Annotated in this window: 19 protein-coding genes; 12 read left to right on the forward strand and 7 right to left on the reverse strand. The window is 75.2% G+C overall.

What is annotated here, in order from left to right; translation table 11 throughout:
* Window positions 1–187 precede the first annotated feature (187 nt).
* Both QZX64_RS08120 and QZX64_RS08125 read left to right on the forward strand, forming a co-directional pair.
* The gene (locus QZX64_RS08120; RefSeq protein WP_295658254.1) at window positions 188–685 is read left to right on the forward strand and encodes a matrixin family metalloprotease; all 498 of its coding nucleotides are present in this window, start codon (window positions 188–190) and stop codon (window positions 683–685) included.
* Window positions 686–728: 43 nt separating this feature from the next.
* Complete coding sequence (locus QZX64_RS08125) at window positions 729–1,226, forward strand: thioesterase family protein (RefSeq protein ID WP_295658255.1); 498 nt, start codon at window positions 729–731, stop codon at window positions 1,224–1,226.
* Between the two features lie 10 nt (window positions 1,227–1,236).
* On the opposite strand, the gene QZX64_RS08130 is transcribed toward QZX64_RS08125, so the two are convergent.
* The 6 genes from QZX64_RS08130 to QZX64_RS08155 form a co-directional block, all read right to left on the reverse strand.
* A complete protein-coding gene (locus QZX64_RS08130) occupies window positions 1,237–1,986 on the reverse strand; it encodes an alpha/beta fold hydrolase (protein ID WP_295658256.1) in 750 nt (249 codons plus the stop codon).
* Window positions 1,983–2,642 carry a class F sortase gene (locus QZX64_RS08135; RefSeq protein ID WP_295658258.1) on the reverse strand — a complete coding sequence of 220 codons (660 nt, stop codon included), beginning with the start codon at window positions 2,640–2,642 and terminating at the stop codon, window positions 1,983–1,985. Before QZX64_RS08135 ends, QZX64_RS08130 begins: the two co-directional genes overlap by 4 nt.
* Before the next feature lie 9 nt (window positions 2,643–2,651).
* The gene (locus QZX64_RS08140) at window positions 2,652–3,521 is read right to left on the reverse strand and encodes a CoA ester lyase (RefSeq protein ID WP_295658259.1); all 870 of its coding nucleotides are present in this window, start codon (window positions 3,519–3,521) and stop codon (window positions 2,652–2,654) included.
* Complete coding sequence (locus QZX64_RS08145) at window positions 3,518–4,621, reverse strand: CoA ester lyase (RefSeq protein WP_295658261.1); 1,104 nt, start codon at window positions 4,619–4,621, stop codon at window positions 3,518–3,520. The genes QZX64_RS08140 and QZX64_RS08145 overlap by 4 nt, the downstream gene beginning before the upstream one ends.
* Before the next feature lie 66 nt (window positions 4,622–4,687).
* Window positions 4,688–5,254, reverse strand: coding sequence for a DUF1992 domain-containing protein (locus QZX64_RS08150; protein WP_295658262.1), 567 nt, complete (start codon window positions 5,252–5,254; stop codon window positions 4,688–4,690).
* 147 nt (window positions 5,255–5,401) lie between these two features.
* The gene (locus tag QZX64_RS08155; RefSeq protein ID WP_295658264.1) at window positions 5,402–6,001 is read right to left on the reverse strand and encodes a nitroreductase family protein; all 600 of its coding nucleotides are present in this window, start codon (window positions 5,999–6,001) and stop codon (window positions 5,402–5,404) included.
* Between the two features lie 99 nt (window positions 6,002–6,100).
* Between QZX64_RS08155 and QZX64_RS08160 the strand changes: the two genes are divergently transcribed.
* The 10 genes from QZX64_RS08160 (at window position 6,101) to QZX64_RS08205 (ending at window position 18,184) form a co-directional block, all read left to right on the forward strand.
* On the forward strand, window positions 6,101–7,306 hold the full coding sequence (locus QZX64_RS08160; RefSeq protein WP_366558531.1) for an allantoate amidohydrolase: 1,206 nt from the start codon (window positions 6,101–6,103) through the stop codon (window positions 7,304–7,306).
* Entirely contained in the window at window positions 7,303–8,607 is a 1,305-nt protein-coding gene (locus QZX64_RS08165; RefSeq protein ID WP_295658266.1) for a formimidoylglutamate deiminase, read from the forward strand. The genes QZX64_RS08160 and QZX64_RS08165 overlap by 4 nt, the downstream gene beginning before the upstream one ends.
* A gap of 11 nt (window positions 8,608–8,618) precedes the next feature.
* Window positions 8,619–9,782, forward strand: coding sequence for an imidazolonepropionase (gene hutI / locus QZX64_RS08170; RefSeq protein ID WP_295658303.1), 1,164 nt, complete (start codon window positions 8,619–8,621; stop codon window positions 9,780–9,782).
* Between the two features lie 116 nt (window positions 9,783–9,898).
* A complete protein-coding gene (locus QZX64_RS08175) occupies window positions 9,899–10,054 on the forward strand; it encodes a hypothetical protein (protein ID WP_295658267.1) in 156 nt (51 codons plus the stop codon).
* Between the two features lie 61 nt (window positions 10,055–10,115).
* Complete coding sequence (locus QZX64_RS08180) at window positions 10,116–13,046, forward strand: helix-turn-helix transcriptional regulator (RefSeq protein WP_295658269.1); 2,931 nt, start codon at window positions 10,116–10,118, stop codon at window positions 13,044–13,046.
* Window positions 13,047–13,207: 161 nt separating this feature from the next.
* Complete coding sequence (locus QZX64_RS08185; protein WP_295658270.1) at window positions 13,208–13,420, forward strand: hypothetical protein; 213 nt, start codon at window positions 13,208–13,210, stop codon at window positions 13,418–13,420.
* Window positions 13,421–13,495: 75 nt separating this feature from the next.
* Window positions 13,496–14,557, forward strand: a complete 1,062-nt coding sequence (locus QZX64_RS08190; RefSeq protein ID WP_366558532.1) for a JmjC domain-containing protein — start codon at window positions 13,496–13,498, stop codon at window positions 14,555–14,557.
* 7 nt (window positions 14,558–14,564) lie between these two features.
* A complete protein-coding gene (locus tag QZX64_RS08195) occupies window positions 14,565–15,452 on the forward strand; it encodes a sucrase ferredoxin (RefSeq protein ID WP_295658271.1) in 888 nt (295 codons plus the stop codon).
* A complete protein-coding gene (locus QZX64_RS08200) occupies window positions 15,449–16,837 on the forward strand; it encodes a cytochrome P450 (protein WP_295658272.1) in 1,389 nt (462 codons plus the stop codon). Before QZX64_RS08195 ends, QZX64_RS08200 begins: the two co-directional genes overlap by 4 nt.
* A gap of 54 nt (window positions 16,838–16,891) precedes the next feature.
* The gene (locus QZX64_RS08205) at window positions 16,892–18,184 is read left to right on the forward strand and encodes an MFS transporter (protein WP_295658274.1); all 1,293 of its coding nucleotides are present in this window, start codon (window positions 16,892–16,894) and stop codon (window positions 18,182–18,184) included.
* A 29-nt stretch (window positions 18,185–18,213) separates the two neighbouring features.
* Here QZX64_RS08205 and QZX64_RS08210 read toward each other — a convergent pair whose 3' ends face one another.
* Window positions 18,214–18,924 carry a hypothetical protein gene (locus QZX64_RS08210; RefSeq protein WP_295658276.1) on the reverse strand — a complete coding sequence of 237 codons (711 nt, stop codon included), beginning with the start codon at window positions 18,922–18,924 and terminating at the stop codon, window positions 18,214–18,216.

Consider the following 18,924-nt stretch of genomic DNA (forward strand, 5'->3'; position numbering starts at 1 on the left):
CCCCCGTCCCCGCGGCCTCCCCACAGCGCCGCTCGGCCCGCGTGCCACTGGCCGTGCTGGGGGCCGTGGCGGCCGTGGCGCTGCTGACCCGGTTCGGCGGGGCGATGCGGAGCCCACCCACGCGTTCCTGGACACGGTCAAGAGCCGGCCCGTCGCCTACAGCTCGTGCCAGCTCATCCAGGTGGCCGTGTACCCGGCCGGAGGGCCGCCCGATGCCGAGCGGCTCGTGCGCGAGGCGGTGGCCGTGATGCGCAGCGCCACCGGGCTCGACATCGTCGTCTCCGGCGCCTTCGGCGGCCATGCGCCGAACTGGAGCTTCGAGGCCGGGCCGACCCACCCCGACGATCCGATCAGCGTCTCCTGGCAGGACGGTGACGCGATCGCCGAGCTGACCGACCACACCGCCGGGCTGGGGGGCAGCCGCACCGTCGACGGCCCCAACGGCAGCCGCCGCCTGGTCGCGGGCACCGTCGCCCTGTCGAGCGACTACTACCGGCAGCTGACCGAGCGGGGCGACGACGACGAGGCGCGAGCGGTGCTGCTCCACGAGCTCGGACACGTGTTCGGCCTCGCCCACGTCGACTCCTCGCGCGAGCTGATGGCGGAGTCCCTCAGCGAGGTCACGTCCTTCGGCCCCGGTGACCTCGAGGGGCTGCGGCTCCTGGGGCAGGGGCCGTGCATCTAGCGGCGGCACGACCGCCGTCCCGGCCCCGATAGGCTCCCAGCCCGTGAGAGCCCCCCACCCCCCGTACGAGCAGCTCGCCGACCTGCCGGCGTACGCCGTCCAGCCCGTCCCGGTGGCCTTCGAGGACGCCAACGGCCACCTCAACGTGCGGCACTACACCGGCATCGCGAGCGAGGGGCTCGACGAGTCGCTGGTGCCGCAGGGGATCTCGCAGAACTGGCCGGCCAAGGGGCACGCGTGCTTCTCCGCCGAGCACCACCTGGTCTACCTCGCCGAGATGCGCACCGGCGACATGATGTCGACGCGCGTGCGGCTGCTCGGCCGCTCGGAGCGGGCGGTGCACGCGCTGGTCTACCTGCTCGACGACTCCCACGAGCGGCTGAGCTTCGTGATGGAGGAGGTGTTCCTCCACATCGACATGGAGACGCGGCGCACGGCGCCGTGGCCCGAGGACGTCGCCGCGGCGCTCGACGAGCGGATCGCCGAGGACGCCCGGCTGCCGTGGGAGCCGGACGTCTCCGGCTCGATGGGGCTGCGCTGACGCCGACCCCTCAGGTGCGGGTGAGCCAGTCGAGGACGAGCGCGCGCAGGACGTCGGGCCGCTCGTGCGGCAGCGCATGGCCGGCGTCGTCGAGGACGGCGAGCGAGGCGTGCGGGTAGTGCTCGACCAGGCCGGCTGCGGCGGCGTACCCCACGGTCGAGTCGAGGCGTCCGGCCACGACGAGCGTGGGACCGGCGTACGGCGGCCCGGCAGCGGGCGCGAGCTCCCACCGCTCGCCCATCCGCTCGAGCGCCGCGTGGTCGACCAGCGCGGCGGCGGGGGCGACGTGGCGCTCGTACCGCTCCAGCATCTCCGGTGTCTGCACCACGAAGTAGCCGCGGAAGCCGTCGTCGCCGAGGTCGCCCGTGCCGGCGACGACGCGGTGCTCCGGGACGTCGCGCAGCCCGGGCAGGAGCGGGCAGACCAGCGCGAGCCCGGCGACCTGGTCCGGCGTCCTCCCGGCCATCGCCTGCGCGTAGTAGGCGCCGGCCGAGTGTCCGACCAGGAGATACGGCGCCCCGCCGGTGACCTGGGCCGCGAAGCCGAGCAGCGCGTCGAGGACGTCCTCGGCGCTCCGCATCTCCTCGGGAGCCGCGGTCCGGCCCATGCCGGGCAGGTCGGGATAGATGCGGCGGAGCCCGTCGACGGCCGCGAGGACGGGCTCGAAGCACGCCTGCGTCTCGTGGTGGTCCACGCCGATGCCGTGCAGCACCAGGACGGGTCGCCCGGTGCCGTGCTCGACGTGGTGCACCGCCGTCATGCCGGCTCGGCGAACCATAGCGTGCGGTGGCTCCAGTCGCCGGGACCCCGGCGCTCGCCGGAGCGCACGAGAATGACCACCCGCGGTGGTCCCTCGCCGCTGTCGAGCTCGGGCATGGCGGTCTCGGCGGTGACCTCCTCGCGGCGCACGACGTCGTAGCAGAGCCGCTCGCCGGCGCCCCCGCGCACGACGAGCCCGTCGCCGGTCTCGAGCCCGGCCAGCAGCGCGTTGCCCAAGGCAGAGCCGTCGGTCGAGGTGGGCGCGGTGAAGAGGGCGTCGCCGCGGGGGCTGCCGGGCGCGACGCCGGGGGCGTCCCACGCGAACCGGTCCTGGCTGGCGGCGGTGACCGGCGGCACGCCGACGGCACCGTCGTCGTCGCGCGCCACGGCCAGCACGAGGGCGCCGGTCGTGACGTCGTCGACGGCGATCGAGGTCGGCGTGAAGGGACCCGAGGCGGCGCGGCAGGCCAGCTCGGTGCGCGGCGGCTGCCGCGAGGGCCTCGGGGTGCCGCTCGGCGCCGGCGTCGGCGTGCTGCTCGGGCGCAGCGGGTCGACCGCCACCGAGCCGCCGGGGTCGTCGCGCCGCTCGAGCACGACGACGACCGCCGCCACGGCGACGAAGAACGCCGCGACCACGAGCAACCGGCGGGGGATCACACGTCCACGCTATGCCTGGAGGGCGTCGATCGCGTCGTGCAGGGCCAGCACGCGTCGGGCGGTCTCGACGTGGAGGTTCTCGATCATCCGGCCGCGGTAGGTCACCACGCCGGAGGTGCGTGACTCCCAGGCCTCCAGGACGCCGCGGGCGTCCTCGAGGGCCGCCTCGCTCGGCGCGAACGCCTCGTTGGCGCCGGCCACCTGCCCGGGGTGGATCAGCGTCTTGCCGTCGAAGCCCATCTCCCGGCCCTGGCGGCACTCGGCGAGGAAGCCGTCGGTGTCCCGCACGTCGTTGTAGACGCCGTCGAGGATCGCCCTGCCCGCGGCGCGGGCGGCCAGCAGCGCCAGGCCCAGGCCCGCGAGCAGGGGCTGACGGCCGGGGACGTGCTCGGCGTACAGCTCCTTGGCGAGGTCGTTGGTGCCCATCACCAGCACGGTCAGCCGGTCGGAGGCCGCCGCGATCTCCTCCGCGTGCAGCATGGCGTACGGCGTCTCGATCATGGCCCACAGCCTCGTGTGCTCGGGCGCGTGGTGCCGGTCCAGCGCGTCGACGAGCGCGAGCACCGCGTCGGCGCTGTCGACCTTGGGCACGACGACGGCGTCGGGCCCCGCCTGGGCGGCGGCCGCGAGATCGGCGTCGTGCCACTCGGTGTCGGCGCCGTTGACCCGGATCGTCACCTCGCGCCGGCCGTAGGCGCCGCTCTCCGCGGCCGCGCAGACGGCGAGCCGTGCCGAGGGCTTGTCGTCGGGGGCCACGGCGTCCTCCAGGTCGAGGATGAGGCCGTCGCAGGGCAGCGACCTCGCCTTCTCCAGCGCCCGCTGGTTGGAGCCGGGCAGGTAGAGCACCGAGCGGCGCGGGCGGAACACCTCGGCGCTCATGCGTGCACCCCGCCGTCCACGTCGATCGCGTCGTACTGCTCCCTCAGGGCCGGATCGACGGCGGCCAGCTGCTCGGCCAGCGCCACCATCACCCGGCACTGCTTGACCGAGGCGTCGTCCTCCATCCTGCCGTCGAGCATCACCGCGCCGGTGCCGTCGCCCCCGTCGGCATGCAGGGCGGCGATGACCCGGCGGGCGTGGGCGACGTCCTCGACGCCGGGGGAGAAGACACGGTTCGCGATGGCGACCTGCGTGGGGTGCAGGCTCCACGCGCCGACGCAGCCGAGGAGGAACGCGTTGCGGAACTGGTCCTCGCAGGCGGTCTCGTCGGCGATGTCGCCGAACGGGCCGTAGTAGGGGTAGATGCCGTGCATCGCGCACGCGTCGACCATCCGGGCGATCGTGTAGTGCCACAGGTCCTGCTGGTACGTCGCCCGCTCGGCGTCGTACCTGGTGGTGCCCAGGTCGTCGCGGGGCGGGTCCTGGCGCACGAGGTAGCCGGGGTGGCCGCCGCCGACGCGGGTGGTCTTCATGCGGCGGTCGGCGGCGAGGTCGGCCGGGCCGAGGGAGAGGCCCTGCATGCGCGGGGAGGCCGCGCAGATCTCCTCGATGTTCGCGACGCCGCGGGCGGTCTCGAGGATCGCGTGCACGAGCAGCGGCCTCTCCAGCCCCGCCTTGGCCTCGAGCTGGGCGAGCAGCCGGTCGACGTAGTGGATGTCCTCCGCGCCCTGCACCTTGGGCACCATGACGACGTCGAGCCGGTCGCCGATCGCGGGCACCAGCGTGGTCAGGTCGTCGAGCACCCAGGGGCTGTCCAGGCTGTTGACGCGGGTCCAGAGCTGGGTGGGCCCGAAGTCCGTGCTCCGGGCGACCTCGATCAGCCCCGCCCGTGCGGCCTCCTTGTTCTCCGCCCGGACGGCGTCCTCGAGGTTGCCGAGCAGCACGTCGACCGTGCCGACCATGGCGGGCACCTTGGCGGCCATCTTGGCGTTGCCGGGGTCGAAGAAGTGGATCGCCCGGCTCGGCCTGGCCGGCACCTCGCGGAGCGGGGCCGGGGCGCCCACGGCGAGCGGGGCGAAGAAGTCCTTGGCGGGTCGCATGCGCCGGAACCTACCCCCCCGTGGCCGGGGGAGGCATGACGGATGCCACGGACGTGGAGCGCCCGGTCAGGTGCGGCGCCGCCGGCGCAGCCAGCCGCGGGGCCGCTCCTCGGCGTCCTGGCGCTGCTGCTCGGCCAGCGCCCGGCGCTGCGCCTCCTGGCGCGCCGTACGACGCCCGAGCCAGGCCTCGACCTCGGCCTCCACGTCACGCTGCCGGGTGACCATGGCGGGCGCGGTCGGGCTGGTCGGCGGGGTGTAGAGCGCCTTGTGGACGCGCACGTTGAACTCCTCGAGCTCTTGGCGCACGCCCTTCTCGGTGGTGATCCGGTCGAGCCGGTCGTCGAGCTCGGCGTCCTCCTTGCGGATCGCGAGGGCGGGTGGCAGCACGCCGGTGATCTGCTCGCGCTCGACCAGCTTCTTGACCCACCAGTCGGGGTCGTTGTCCTTGCCGAGGTCCTCGATGGGCTTGCCGTACCCGGGCAGGTCGTCCCACTCCCCGCGCTCGATGGCGCGCTGCACCTGCAGGTCGACCCACCTGGTCTGGTTGCTGATCCGCGCCGCCGCGGCGGACCGGCCCGTGCGCTCGTCGCGCGCGGGCAAGCGGTCCGCGGCGGTGCGCCGCTCCTCGCTCATGTGACGAGCGTACGTGGGGGCGGGGAGGCGCTGGCGGGCTCGCGCACGGTTCATCATGGTATGCAGACCAATGCGCAGTTCCCACGGGGTGTACGTCGTGGGAACTGCCGGCTCACCGACATACCTTGATGAACCAAACCGGGGCGCTCAGGACCAGCCCCCGCGGTGCACCACGTCGGTCCAGGGGGTACGGCGCCGCCGCGCGGGCGAGCCGGCCGCCCCGCCGTCGGCGCGGTGGCCGATGGTGATCGCGCCGATGGGCTCGTGGCTCTCGGGGACGGCGAACTCGCGGCGGACGTCGCCGAGGTGCTCCGGCGGGATCCCGAAGAAGCAGGCGCCGAGGCCCTCGTCGGTGACCGTCTGGAGGATCAGCAGGGAGGCCATCGCGGTGTCCAGGTGCCAGAAGGGCATCGACCAGCGCGCCTCGTCACGGTCGCTCCACCCCTTGTCGGGCTCGGCGTAGCGGTCGAGGTAGGCGGCCTTGCTCGAGCAGGGCAGCACCACCACGGGAGCGCGCATCATGCCGGCGAGCCAGGAGCTCGGGGCCGACGGGTCGGCGGTGCACCGCCAGAAGCGGCCGACGTCCTCGGGGGTGTCGAGCACCACGAAGGCCCAGCCCTGGGTGAACCCGGCGCTGGGCGCCCGGGTCGCGTTGGCGAGGCAGCGGTCGACGACGGCCGGGTCGACCGGGCGGTCGGCGTAGCTGCGGACCATGCGTCTGCGTCGTACGACGTCCTGGAACTCCATGGGACGAGCATGCCCGGTCCGGCTGGACAGTCTCGGATCCGAGAGCGGGGTACGGCGCGCCCGGTTGCTGCGTCCGGTGACGGACGGTGGACTGTGGCGGTGAGCTTCGAACGCATGTGGCGCGACCTGGCCCCGGTCGGGCGCGACGCGGCCAGCGGCGGCTACTTCCGGCAGCCGTGGACCGGCGCGGAGTCGGAGCTGCGGGCGTGGTTCGGCGAGGAGGCCGCCGCGCGCGAGCTGGACGTCGAGGTCGACGGCCTCGGCAACACCATCGCCTGGTGGGACCCCGCCGGAGCGGGTCGCCGCGGCGGGGTGCTGACCGGCTCGCACCTCGACTCCGTGCTCGACGGCGGCGCGTACGACGGCCCGCTGGGGGTGGTGTCCGCGCTGGCCGCGGTCGACGTGCTCCGCTCGCGCGGTGAGGCCGTCGCCTCCCCGATCGGGATCGGGGTGTTCGTGGAGGAGGAGGGCTCGCGCTTCGGCCTCGCCTGCCTCGGCTCGCGCCTCGCGACCGGCGCGACGACGTGGGACCGCGCGCGGGAGCTGCGCGACCGCGACGGCACCTGGCTGCCCGACGCGGTGTCCGCAGCCGGCCTCGACCCGTCGCGCGGGCTGGTCGACCTGTCGGGGATCACGGCCTTCGTGGAGCTGCACGTGGAGCAGGGCCGCGACCTCGTCGACCGCGGCGCGGCCATCGGGGTGGCCAGCGAGATCTGGCCGCACGGGCGCTACCGGTTCGACTTCCGCGGCGAGGCCAACCATGCCGGCACCACCCGGATGGAGGATCGCCGAGACCCGATGCTGACCTATGCGATGACCGCGCTGGCCGCCAACAAGCAGGCGCGGACCGCCGGGCAGCGCGCCACCTTCGGCCGCGTCGAGGTGACGCCCAACGGCACCAACGCGGTGCCGTCGCAGGTGACCGCGTGGCTGGACGCGCGCTGCGACAGCGACGCGACGCTGGCCGCCCTGGTCGGCGACATCGAGCGGCAGGGCACCGACCGCGCCGGCCGCGACGGCACCCACCTGGCGGTGACCGCCGAGTCGGTGTCGGGCGCAGTGCGCTTCGACGCCGGGCTCGCGCAGCGGATCGCCGCCGACCACGAGGGCGGTGACTGGCCGGTCATCCCGACCCAGGCCGGCCACGACGCCGGCATCCTGTCGGCGGCCGGGATCCCGACCGCGATGCTGTTCGTGCGCAACCCGACCGGCGTCTCGCACTCGCCCGAGGAGTCGGCCGACACCGCGGACTGCCTGGTGGGTGTCCAGGCGCTGGCCGACACCCTCGCGCGGCTGGCGTCATGACGTCGTACCTGCTGGAGAGGGCGTGGATCGACGGCGCGGTGCACGACGAGGTGCTGGTCGTCATCGGCGACGGCCGCTTCACCACCGTGGAGACGGGGGCGGAGGCGGGCGGCGCCGAGCGCGTCCCCGGCCTCACGCTGCCCGGCCTCGCCAACTGCCACAGCCACGCGTTCCACCGCGCGCTGAGGGGGCGCACGCAGCGGGAGCGCGGCACCTTCTGGACCTGGCGGGACCAGATGTACGCCGTCGCCGGGCGCCTGGACCCCGACTCCTACCACGCGCTGGCCCGGGCGACGTACCGCGAGATGCTGGCGGCGGGCATCACGACGGTGGGGGAGTTCCACTACCTGCACCACCAGCCCGACGGCACGCCCTACGACAACCCCAACGCGATGGGGCACGCGCTGGTCGCGGCCGCGCGCGACACCGGCATGCGCATCACGCTGCTCGACACCTGCTACCTCAGCAGCGGCTTCGGCGAGCCCCCGACCGGCGTGCAGGTGCGGTACGACGACGGCTCGGCCGCCGCCTGGGCCGAGCGGGTGGCCGCCCTCGACGAGCCCGACGGCGTCGTCGTCGGCGCCGCCGTCCACTCCGTGCGCGCGGTGCCGCGCGACGCCCTGCCCACCGTGGTCGAGACGGCGGCGGGCCGGCCGTTGCACGCGCACCTGAGCGAGCAGGTGGCGGAGAACGAGGCCTGCCTGGCGGCGTACGGCGTCACCCCCACCCGCCTCCTCCACGACGCCGGCGCCCTCGGGCCGAGGACCAGCGCCGTGCACGCCACCCACCTCACCGACGAGGACGTCGCGCTGCTCGGCGGCGCCCGGACCTGGGCCGGCCTCTGCCCGACCACCGAGCGCGACCTCGGCGACGGCATCGGCCCGAGCCGGCGGCTGCACGAGGCCGGCAGCCGGCTCACGCTGGGCTCCGACAGCCACGCCGTCATCGACCTCTTCGAGGAGATGCGAGCCGTCGAGCTCGACGAGCGGCTGGCCACCCGGCGGCGCGGCCACTGGACCGCCGACGAGCTGCTCGTCGCGGCCACCCGCCACGGCCACGCCAGCCTCGGCGTCGCCGACGCGGGCACGATCGCCGTGGGCGCCCGGGCCGACCTCGTCACCCTCGACCTCGCCAGCCCCCGCACCGCCGGCACGGGCGCCGGTGCCGAGACGGCCGTCTTCGCCGCGGTCGCCGAGGACGTCACCCGGGTCGTCGTCGACGGCCGGGTCGTCGTGCGACAGGGTGACCGGCGGGAGATCGGCCGCGAGCTGGCCGCCGCGATCGAGGGGGTGTGGGCATGACGGGCAGCGCCGTGAGCACGGTCGTCACCGGCATCGGGGAGCTCGTCACCAACGACCCCGCGCGCGAGGGGCTGCTGGGACTGGTGAGCGACGCCGCCGTCGTCGTGGAGGGCAGCCGGGTCGCGTGGGTCGGGCCGGCGGCCGAGGCGCCCGCCGCCGACCAGCAGTACGACGTCGGCGGCCGCGCGGTCGTGCCCGGCTTCGTCGACTCCCACTCCCACCTGGTGTTCGCCGGCGACCGGGCCGTCGAGTTCGCCGCCCGGATGACGGGCGAGGCGTACTCCGCCGGCGGCATCCGCACCACCGTCGCCGCCACCCGGGCCGCCACCGACGAGCAGCTCACCTCCCACGTCGCCCGCCTCGTGCAGGAGATGGCCCGGCAGGGCACCACGACACTGGAGATCAAGAGCGGCTACGGGCTGAGCGTGCGCGACGAGGCCCGCAGCCTGGCCGTGGCGCGACAGTTCACCGAGGAGACGACGTTCCTCGGCGCCCACGTCGTGCCCGGCGGCACCGACCCCGCGGCGTACGTCGACCTGGTCACCGGCGCGATGCTCGAGGCCGCCGCGCCGTACGCCCGGTGGATCGACGTCTTCTGCGAGGACGGCGCGTTCGACGCCGACCAGGCCCGCACCGTGCTGGCGGCCGGGGCGGCTGCGGGGCTGCGCGGCCGCCTGCACGCCAACCAGCTGACGTACGGCGCCGGCGTCCGCCTCGCCGCCGAGCTCGGCCTGGTGGCGGTCGACCACTGCACGTTCCTGTCCGACACCGACGTCGACGCCCTGCGCGACAGCGGGACGATCGCGACGCTGCTGCCGGGCGTGGAGTTCTCGACCCGGCAGCCCTACCCCGACGCGCGCCGCCTCCTGGACGCCGGCGTGCGCGTGGCGATCGCGAGCGACTGCAACCCGGGCTCCTGCTTCACCAGCTCCATGCCGTTCTGTGTGGCGCTGGCCGTGCGCGAGATGCGGATGAGCCCGGCGGAGGCCGTGCACGCCGCCACCGCCGGCGGCGCCGCGGCCCTCGGCCGCGACGACGTCGGGGTGCTGGCACCCGGGACGCGGGCCGACCTGGCCGTGCTGGACGCTCCCAGCCACGTCCACCTGGCCTACCGGCCCGGCGTGCCCCTGGTGTCGGGGGTGTGGCGGGGCGGCAGGCCGCTCGGCGCCCTCTGAGGTAGGCGCGCGGCGCATCTGAGGTAGCCGGGCGCGCAGGGATAGGGCAGGACGCCCATGTGCGGTGCCACCTCAGGGACGCAACCTCTTCTCACACCACCGAGAAGGGGAACCAGATGTACACCACGCAGAGCTACCTCAACGCCGAGATCGAGTACCGCACCGCCAAGGTCCGGGACTCGTGGGGAGGCCGCCGCCGGCGCAGCGGACGGGACGAGCGCGTCCCGACCGCCCGCCCGGTGCCGGGTGACCGCACCCGGTCCAGCCGCTGACCGGGGGCCACCCGTGGCAAACCCCGCGACGCTGTCGGTGGATCACGACATGATGTCGACCGTGCCCACCCGCAGCGCCGACCTCGTCGGACGCGATGCCGAGCTGACGGAGCTGAGCTCCCGGCTCGGCATCGCCGCGTCCGCGACCCGCGGCAGTGACCGTCCGATCGTCCTCCTCGCGGGGGACGCCGGCGTCGGCAAGACGCGGCTCCTCACCGAGCTCCGCGACCGCGCGCACGCCGCCGGCTGGCAGGTCGTCGCGGGCCACAGCCTCGACCTCGGCGACAGCGCCCTGCCCTACCTCGCCTTCTCCGAGATCCTCGGCCGGCTCGTCGCGGAGCAGCCCACCACCACCGCGGCGGTCCTCGACGACCACCCCGCCCTGGCGCGCCTCCAGCCGGGCCGCCGCATCCGCACCCTCGACGACGGCCGCGAGGACGGCGGCCTCCAGCGCGCCGACCTGTTCGAGGCGGTGCACGCGCTGCTCACCCGCGCTGCCGCCGGGTCGCCGCTGCTGGTGATCGTGGAGGACACCCACTGGGCCGACCAGTCCACGCGAGACCTCCTCAGCTTCCTGTTCACCCGGCCCTTCGCCACCCCCGTGCACCTCGTCGTGTCCTACCGCTCCGACGACCTCCACCGCCGTCACCCGCTGCGTCGCCAGGTGGCCGAGTGGGCCCGGCTGCGCGGCGTGGAGCGCATCCAGCTCGAGCCGCTCGCCGCCCTCGACGTACGCCGCCTGGTGCGGCTGCTGCACCCCGACCCCATCGCGGAGTCCGACGTCGCCGACATCGTCAGCAGGGCCGAGGGCAACGCCTTCTTCGTCGAGGAGCTCGTCGGGGCGACCTGGGCCACCGGCGGTGTGCCGGCCGACCTCGCCGACGTCCTGCTCGTGCGGCTCGACCGCCTCGACGACTCCGCTCGCCAGGTCGTGCGCACCGCCGCCGTCGCCGGCCGGCAGGTCTCACACCACCTGCTGGCCGCAGCCTCCGGCGTCGACGAGCGTGCCCTCGACGGCGCCCTGCGCGACGCCGTCGAGTCCAACGTCCTGGTGCCGGTGCGCGACGCCTACGCCTTCCGGCACGCGCTGCTGGGCGAGGCCGTCTACGACGACCTGCTGCCCGGCGAGCGGGTGCGGTTGCACGGCTCCTACGCCCGGGTGCTGCGCAGCGGCGAGGCCGCCGGCACCTCCGCCGAGCTGGCCCGGCACGCACGCCTGGGCCAAGACCCCCGAACCGCCCTCTTCGCCAGCATCGAGGCCGGCCACGACGCGGTGCGCGTGGGTGGTCCGGAGGAGGCGGCGCAGCACTACGAGCAGGCGCTGACGCTGCTCAGCGACCCTGCCGTCGGCGACCTGGCCGAGGTCGACGTGCCGGACCTGGTCGTGCGCACCGCCGACGCCCTCACCGCGGCCGGCCACGTGCCCCGCGCCAACGCCGTCCTGCGCGAGCAGCTCGAGCAGCTGCCCGACGACGCCCACGACGTCGACCGCGGCCGCCTGATGACGAGCCTGGCCCTGGGCCTGATCATCACCGACGCACCCGACGACGAGCTCGAGATGGCGCGCCGGGCGGTCGAGCTGGTCGCCGACGCGAGTCCGCAGCAGCGCGCGAAGTCGCTGGCCGGCTACGCCCGCATCCTCAGCGCGCACCTGCGCCACGACGAGGCCCGGGACGCCGCCACCGAGGCCCTCGCGCTCACCCGCCAGCTCGACATGCCCCGGCTCAGCGCCGACATCCACACCACGCTGGCGGGGCTCGACCGACGGGCGATGGTGGACGAGATCGGCGTCTCCCTGCGCGAGGTGATCGGCCAGGCTCGCGCGGCCGGCGCGGTCAACGCCGAGCTGCGGGCCCGCTACCTGCTGGGTCGCTTCCACCAGGACCGGGCGGAGCTGGAGGAGGCCCTCACGGCGTACGCCGCCACCCGGGCGCGGGGCGCCGAGGTGGGCACGCCCTGGGCGCCGTTCGCGTTCGAGGCCCGGTTCATGGAGGTGGCCGTGCTGGTCGTGGCCGGCCGGTGGGACGACGCGATGGCCCTGGCCGACATGTCGGGGGAGGTGCCGCCGCCGATCTACGAGGCCATGCTCGAGGCGGTGTCGGCCCACGTGATGGCCGGCCGCGGCCGGGCAGGGGCCGGCGAGCGGGCCCGATCGGTGCGCGGCTACTGGTCCAAGGAGGGCATCGTCGCCATCACCGCGGCCACGACGCTCCTCGAGCTCGCCGAGCAGGCCGGCGACGTGGGCCTCGCCATGACGACCTACGACGACATCGTCGGGGTGCTGTCGAAGACGTGGCACGAGCGCTTCCAGGCGCGGCTCCGGCTCTCGGCGCAGGCGCTCGGCGTGCTGGGCACCGCCGCGCCGCGGCTGAGCGCCGCCGAGCGGGCCGAGCTCGCAGAGGTCGCGGACGACCTGCTGGCCGACGGGCACGGCGTCTACGACTACCACCGGGAGCTCGGGGTGGAGTTCGGCCCGGAGGCGCAGGCGTGGATCGTCCGGCTCGACGCCGAGCACCTGCGCTGGCGCTGGGCCGCCCAGGTCGACGCCCCCGGCGAGGGCGACCTGGTCGCCGCGTGGCGCGACACCGAGCAGGTGTTCCTCGCCTACGGCCACGTCCACGAGCTTGCCCGGGTGCGTGCCCGCCTGGCGGCGATCCTGCGCAGCGGCGACCCGGCTGCCTCAAGGGCCGTCGCCGATGCTGCGCGAGCCACCGCCCACGAGCTCGGTGCCGCGCCGCTGGTCGCCGAGCTGATCGCCCTGGGCTCGCAGCCGGCGCGTCGTGAGCCCGCAGCCGTCGACGCCCTCACCCCGCGGGAGAGCGAGATCCTGGCGCTGGTTGCGCAGGGCCGCACCAACGGCGAGATCGGCAAGCAGCTGTTCATCAGCGTGAAGACCGTCTCCGTGCACGTCTCCAACATCCTCGGCAAGCTCGACGCGGCCTCCCGCACCGAGGCGGCCGCGATCGCGCGCCGCCGGGGGCTGCTGGTCTGAGTCGCCGTGCAGGGATCCCCGGATATCCGGGGATCGCAACAGGGATTGCAGCCGGGATCGCGACGCCCCCTCACCCGCTCCGGTGTAGCCGGGGCTTGACCTGCCCGGTAGGACTGGAACCACGCGGTGGACCCTCCGCCGTCCCATGCAAGGAGGCAGCGATGACGACGACTCCCCAGGACCCGACCGGTGGCCTGAGCGACGAGGAGATGAGCACGTCCACGACTCCCCAGGCGAGCTCCAACACCAGCCCTGCCGACGCCGACGGCAGCGACGGCGCTGACGCCGACGGCACCGACGGCGGCTCCAGCGACGCCGACGGGTCCGACGCCGACGGGTCCGACGGCGGCGACGCCGACGGCACCGACGGCTGAGGTCGCGCCCTGTTCGCTCTCGACCTGCTCAGCGGTGACGCCCAGGCCTTCGCGCACAAGGTCTGGGCGTCTCGCGTGCACCTGCACCAGGCCGATCCCGACCGGCTCGTCGGGCTGCTCTCGCTGGACGACGTCGACGCGCTGCTGACGAGCACCGCCATCCGCACCCCTGCCGTGCGGGTGGCGCAGGACGGGTCGGTGCTGCCGGAGGCGTCGTACACGCGGTCGGGCTCGCTGGCGGGCAAGCCACTGACCGGACTGGTCGACCCGCGCAGGCTCTTCGACCTCGTCGACGGCGGCGCCAGCGTGGTCCTCCAGGGCCTGCAGCGCTACTGGCCCCCGCTCACCCGGCTCGTCGCCGAGCTCGAGGCCGAGCTCGGCCACCCCTGCCAGGCCAACGCCTACCTGACGCCGCCCGGCTCGCAGGGCTTCGCCGTGCACTCCGACTCCCACGACGTCTTCGTCTTCCAGACCCACGGCACCAAGCTGTGGGAGGTGCACCACGACGGCGGCGTGCAGGACGTCCTGCTCGAGCCCGGCCTGGTGATGTACCTCCCCACCGGCACGCCGCACGCCGCCCGTGCGCAGGAGTCCGCCTCGCTGCACGTCACCGTCGGCATCAACCAGCTCACCTGGCGACACCTCGTCGACCGGGCGGTGCGCCCCCTGCTCGACGCCGTCGACGACGGCCACCTGCCCGCGGCGTACGTCGACGACCCGGCCGCCCTCGCCGAGCGGCTGGCCGAGCGGCTGGACGCCCTGGCGGACGCCGTGCGGGGGCTCGACGCCGACGCGCTGGCGCGCCGGCAGGTGGAGGGCTTCCTCGCCTCCCGCCCCGTGTCGCTCGCCGGCGGCCTGCGCGACCGCTTCGCCCTGCCGGACCTCACCGGCGACACCGTGCTGGGGCGGCGCGCAGGCCGTCCGTTCCGCCTGGTCGACCCCGGTGAGGGGAGGGTGCGCGTGCTGCTGGGCGACCGGCACCTCGACGTGCCCGCCCGGGTCCGCCCGGCGCTCGAGCGGGTCGCCGCCAGCGCGCGGCTGAGCCCGTCCGACCTGCACGACCTGCTCGACCCGGGCAGCGCGCTCGTCCTGTGCCGGCGACTGGTGCGCGAGGGTGCGCTCACGGTGCTCCCGTGAGCAGGCGGTGAGCCGCTGCGCGGGGGCCAGCCTCGCTCGCGCCGACGAGCTCGCCGGCTCCGCCTCGACGGTGCGGTCGTTCCTCCTCGTCGAGGACCCCGGCCCGTGGGGTGCCGACATCCTCCGCGACAGCCGGCTCCCCGCCGCGGCGCGGGCCGCCCTCGGCGCGGTGCCCGCGGTGCGTCCGCTCCTCGTCCGGCGCAGCGGTCGCCGGCAGGCCGGCGACGGCGTCCACGTGTTCGCCGTCCATGTCGGCACCTCCGGCGGCTGGGCCGAGGCCACCCGCCTCGACTCGGTGCACGACGTCGCCGACCTCGACCTGACGCCACTGTCGCTGGGCCGCTCGATGGGGCTCGACCCGCACCCCGACCCCCTGGTGCTCGTCTGCACCCACGGCCGGCACGACGCGTGCTGCGCCGAGCGCGGCCGCCCCGCCGCGGTCGCCCTCGCGGGCGCGGGGCTGGACGCCTGGGAGTGCTCGCACATCGGTGGCGACCGCTTCGCCGGCAACCTGCTCGTCCTGCCCGAGGGCATCTACTACGGCCGGGTCGACGCCGACGTCGTCGAGGGCCTGGTGCGCCGCCACCTCGCCGGCACGCTGGACCTCGACCGGATGCGCGGGCGCAGCAGCCTGCCGATGCCCGTGCAGGCCGCCGAGGTCGCCGTGCGCCGCCACCTCGACGCCCCGGCGCCGTCCGACGTCCGCCATCTCGGGCACCGCGGCGCCGACGGGATCGTGGCGGCCCGCTTCGGCGTCCCGGGCGGCGAGGCCGTCGTCCGCGTGCGCACCACCGCGGGCCCCGAGACGGCGCTGCTGACCTGTCAGGCGATCCGTTCCTCACGCCTGCCCCGCCATGAGATCCTCGGGATCGAGCTGACGGGAGTCTCGCCATGACCCACGCCGGGGCACGGTCCGGGACCGACGAGGTCGCCGACCTCGCGGCCGGCCGGCTGCGCGCGATGCGGGCCTTCGGCGGCCGCAGGCCGCGCCCGGTCGACCGGACGGGCCTGCCGCCCGGCCCCGGGTGGCCGGTGGTCGTGCAGAGCGCGGCGCTGCTGCGCTTCCGGCACCGGTTCGTGCCGTGGCTGCACCGCCGCTTCGGCGACGTGTTCACCCTGCGTCTGATCCCGGCGGGGCGCCCGCTGGTGCTCTTCACCCGGCCCGAGCACGCACGCGAGGTCTTCGCCGGCGACCCGGAGGTCTTCCACGCAGGCAAGGCCAACGCGATCCTCGGCCCGATGATGGGCGAGCACTCGGTGCTGCTCCAGGACTCCTCGGGGCACAAGCGGGCCCGCACGCTGCTGATGCCGGCGTTCAACGGCCACGCCCTGCGCGGCTACGCCGGGCTGGTCACCGAGGTGGCCCGGGCCGAGGTCGGCTCGTGGCGGCCGGGCCAGGAGCTGCGCGCGCTCGACCGGATGAACTCCCTCACCCTCGAGGTGATCCTGCGCGTCGTCTTCGGGGTGACCGACGAGGCCCGGCTGGCCGCGCTGCGGCCCCGCGTCAACCGTGTGGTCGACATCTCCCCGGCCATCCTGCTCGGCTACGGCTGGCCGCGGCTGCGGCGCCTCGGGCCGTGGCGGCGCACCATCGAGAACGCGGTCGAGCTGGACCGGCTCATCTACGCCGAGATCCGGGAGCGCCGTCGCGCCCCCGACCTCACCGAGCGCACCGACGTGCTCTCACAGCTGATCTGCGTCGAGGACGGTGGCGACGCGCTCACCGACACCGAGCTGCGCGACCAGCTCGTCACCCTGCTGCTCGCGGGCCACGAGACCACCGCCACCGCTCTCGCCTGGGCGCTCCACGAGATCGGCCGCGACCCCGCGCTGCGCACCCGCTCCCGGGAGGCGGCCCGCAGCGGCGACGACGCCTGGCTCGAGGCCGTGCTCAAGGAGTCGATGCGCCTGCACCCCGTGATCCCGATGGTGGTGCGCACCCTGACGAGGCCGGCGACCGTCGCCGGCCACGACCTGCCCGCCGGGGTGACGGTCGGCGTCTCGATCCTCATCTCGCACGCCCGCGCGGACAACCACCCGGAGCCCGAGGCGTTCCGGCCCGAGCGCTTCCTCGGCCAGAACCCGCCCACCGGCACGTGGATCCCCTTCGGCGGCGGCGTGCGCCGGTGCATCGGCGCCGGCTTCTCCCTGATGGAGGGCGTGGCCGTCCTGCGCGAGGTGCTCACGGCCCACGACGTCACCGCGGTCGGCGACGACGAGCCCAAGGTCCGCAACATCACCAGCGTGCCGCGCCACGGCGCGCGCATCCGGCTGGACTGACACCACCACGAATCCGGGTGCCGACGTCGCCCCGTGGTGCCACCATGTCCTCCCGTGACCTGGCGCGACCGGGTGCGGGCGCTCCGCATCGACCTGACCCCGCTGCGGGAGTCCCGTGACTTCCGGCTGCTCTTCGTCGCCGGCACGGTGTTCTACCTCGGCGCCATGGTCACCTACGTCGCCATCCCCTTCCAGGTCTACCGGCTGACCGGCTCCAGCTTCATGGTGGGCGCCGTCGGCCTCGCCGAGCTCGTGCCGCTGGTCGTCTTCGGCCTGTACGGCGGCGCCCTGGCCGACCACGTCGACCGCCGGAGGCTGCTCGTGTGGTGCGGGGTCGCGCAGGCGGTGCTGACGGCCGCGCTGGCGGCGAACGCCTTCCGCGACCGCCCGAGCCTGGTGCTGGTGTTCGTGGTCGCCGCGGTGCTGACGTCGTGCTCCTCCCTGCAGCGGCCCTCGCGCGAGGCGCTGATGCCGCGCACGGTCCGCCACGACCAGATCACCGCCGCCAACGCCCTGACCGGCCTCGGCATGGACCTCGGCGTCCTGGTCGGGCCGAGCGTCGGCGGTCTGCTCATCGCCTACGTCGGCCTCGAGTGGTGCTTCGTGGTCGACGTCGTGGCGCTCGTCGTGGCGACGCTGCTCTACGTCGCGATGCGGCCCTACCCCCACACCGACGAGACGACGCCGCCGAGCCTGGCCGGCATCTGGGCCGGCGTGAGGTACGCCCTGGGACGCAAGGACCTGCTCGGCACCTACGTCGTCGACCTCGCCGCGATGTTCCTCGCCATGCCGGTGGTGCTCTTCCCGGCGCTGGCGCAGGAGGTCTTCGAGCGGCCCGAGGCGCTGGGGCTGCTCTACACCGCCGAGTCCGTGGGTGCGCTGACGGCCACGGCGCTGAGCGGCTGGACCGCGCGCGTCCACCACCACGGCCGCGCCATCGTGGTGGCCGCGGCGGTGTACGGGGTGATGATCGGCCTGGCGGGCCTGATGCCGAGCCTGTGGCTGGTGGTCGCGTTCCTCGCGCTCGCCGGGGCGGCCGACACCATCTCCGCGATCTTCCGCAGCACCGTGTGGAACCAGACCATCCCCGAGGGCATGCGGGGTCGTCTCGCCGGCATCGAGATGCTGTCGTACTCCCTCGGCCCGCTGGGCGGCCAGGTGCGCGCCGGCACGGTCGCCGACCTGTGGTCGGTGCGCGGGTCGATCGTCAGCGGCGGCTTCGCCTGCGTCGCCGGGGTGGTCCTGACCGCGGCGGCGCTGCGCGACTTCTGGACCTACGACGCGCGCACCGACGAGCACGCCGTCGCCGAGCGCGCGGTGCGCCAGGCGCGCGGCGAGCCGGCCTGACCCAGCCGGCCTGACCCAGCCGGCCCGAATCAGGCGACCGAGGGCGGCCGCTGCGCGGGCACGACCGGCTCCCACCGGCCGTCGACCCGGGTCACCTCGGCCGCGCGCGACCCGTGGCCCTCAGGGCCCACGGGCTGCCAGTGGGCCCGGGAGCTCGTCCAGGCGTGGCCCGGCCTCGGACCGAGCGCCCCGGCGACCCGCCCGGCCGCCTCCCCGGAGGGCGAGGGGTCGACGTCGGCCGTGGCGCCGAGCAGCGCCGTACGCCACGCACGCTCGGCGGCGTCACGCCGCGTCTCCAGCGTCTCGCGCAGCGTCCAGCAGCGGTCGTACGCCGACCAGGCCGCCCGCAGCGCGGCGGTGTCCTCGTGACGCTCGGTCGGGTGGGGCGGCCAGACGGCCGCCGCACCGACCTCGAGCCCGCCACCGTGCGCGATCCCGCGCAGCTGCTGGAGGAGCACGCGGAGGTCGTCGAGGTCGCGCGACAGCTCGTCGGCCGCGCCACCCAGCGCCTCGAGCTCCAGCGCGGTGGCGAGCGCGACCTCGCGCTGGAGCAGGCAGGTGCTGCGGAACCGGTCGCCGGCCACCCCGTCGAAGGAGTCCGCGGGCACTGCGGACCCGGCACGGAGGACGGCGCCGCAGCCCAGGAGCCGTGCGCCGAGCGCGCGGAGGTCGTCGGCGAGGTGGCGCACGTCGGAGGGCTCGGCCTCGAGGAGGTCCACGGGCACGGGGTTCCAGGCCAT

Origin of the sequence: uncultured Nocardioides sp., assembly GCF_902805925.1 — a bacterium.
In the GTDB taxonomy this organism is placed as follows: Bacteria; Actinomycetota; Actinomycetes; order Propionibacteriales; family Nocardioidaceae; genus Nocardioides.

What these genes read in the sequence shown, in the direction of transcription:
- QZX64_RS08130 (WP_295658256.1), bottom strand. Translation starts at nt 1,986, where the DNA reads ATGACGGCGGTGCACCACGTCGAGCACGGCACCGGGCGACCCGTCCTG.
- QZX64_RS08140 (WP_295658259.1), bottom strand. Translation starts at nt 3,521, where the DNA reads ATGAGCGCCGAGGTGTTCCGCCCGCGCCGCTCGGTGCTCTACCTGCCC.
- QZX64_RS08145 (WP_295658261.1), bottom strand. Translation starts at nt 4,621, where the DNA reads ATGCGACCCGCCAAGGACTTCTTCGCCCCGCTCGCCGTGGGCGCCCCG.
- QZX64_RS08150 (WP_295658262.1), bottom strand. Translation starts at nt 5,254, where the DNA reads ATGAGCGAGGAGCGGCGCACCGCCGCGGACCGCTTGCCCGCGCGCGAC.
- QZX64_RS08155 (WP_295658264.1), bottom strand. Translation starts at nt 6,001, where the DNA reads ATGGAGTTCCAGGACGTCGTACGACGCAGACGCATGGTCCGCAGCTAC.
- QZX64_RS08165 (WP_295658266.1), top strand. Translation starts at nt 7,303, where the DNA reads ATGACGTCGTACCTGCTGGAGAGGGCGTGGATCGACGGCGCGGTGCAC.
- QZX64_RS08175 (WP_295658267.1), top strand. Translation starts at nt 9,899, where the DNA reads ATGTACACCACGCAGAGCTACCTCAACGCCGAGATCGAGTACCGCACC.
- QZX64_RS08185 (WP_295658270.1), top strand. Translation starts at nt 13,208, where the DNA reads ATGACGACGACTCCCCAGGACCCGACCGGTGGCCTGAGCGACGAGGAG.
- QZX64_RS08200 (WP_295658272.1), top strand. Translation starts at nt 15,449, where the DNA reads ATGACCCACGCCGGGGCACGGTCCGGGACCGACGAGGTCGCCGACCTC.
- QZX64_RS08210 (WP_295658276.1), bottom strand. Translation starts at nt 18,924, where the DNA reads ATGGCCTGGAACCCCGTGCCCGTGGACCTCCTCGAGGCCGAGCCCTCC.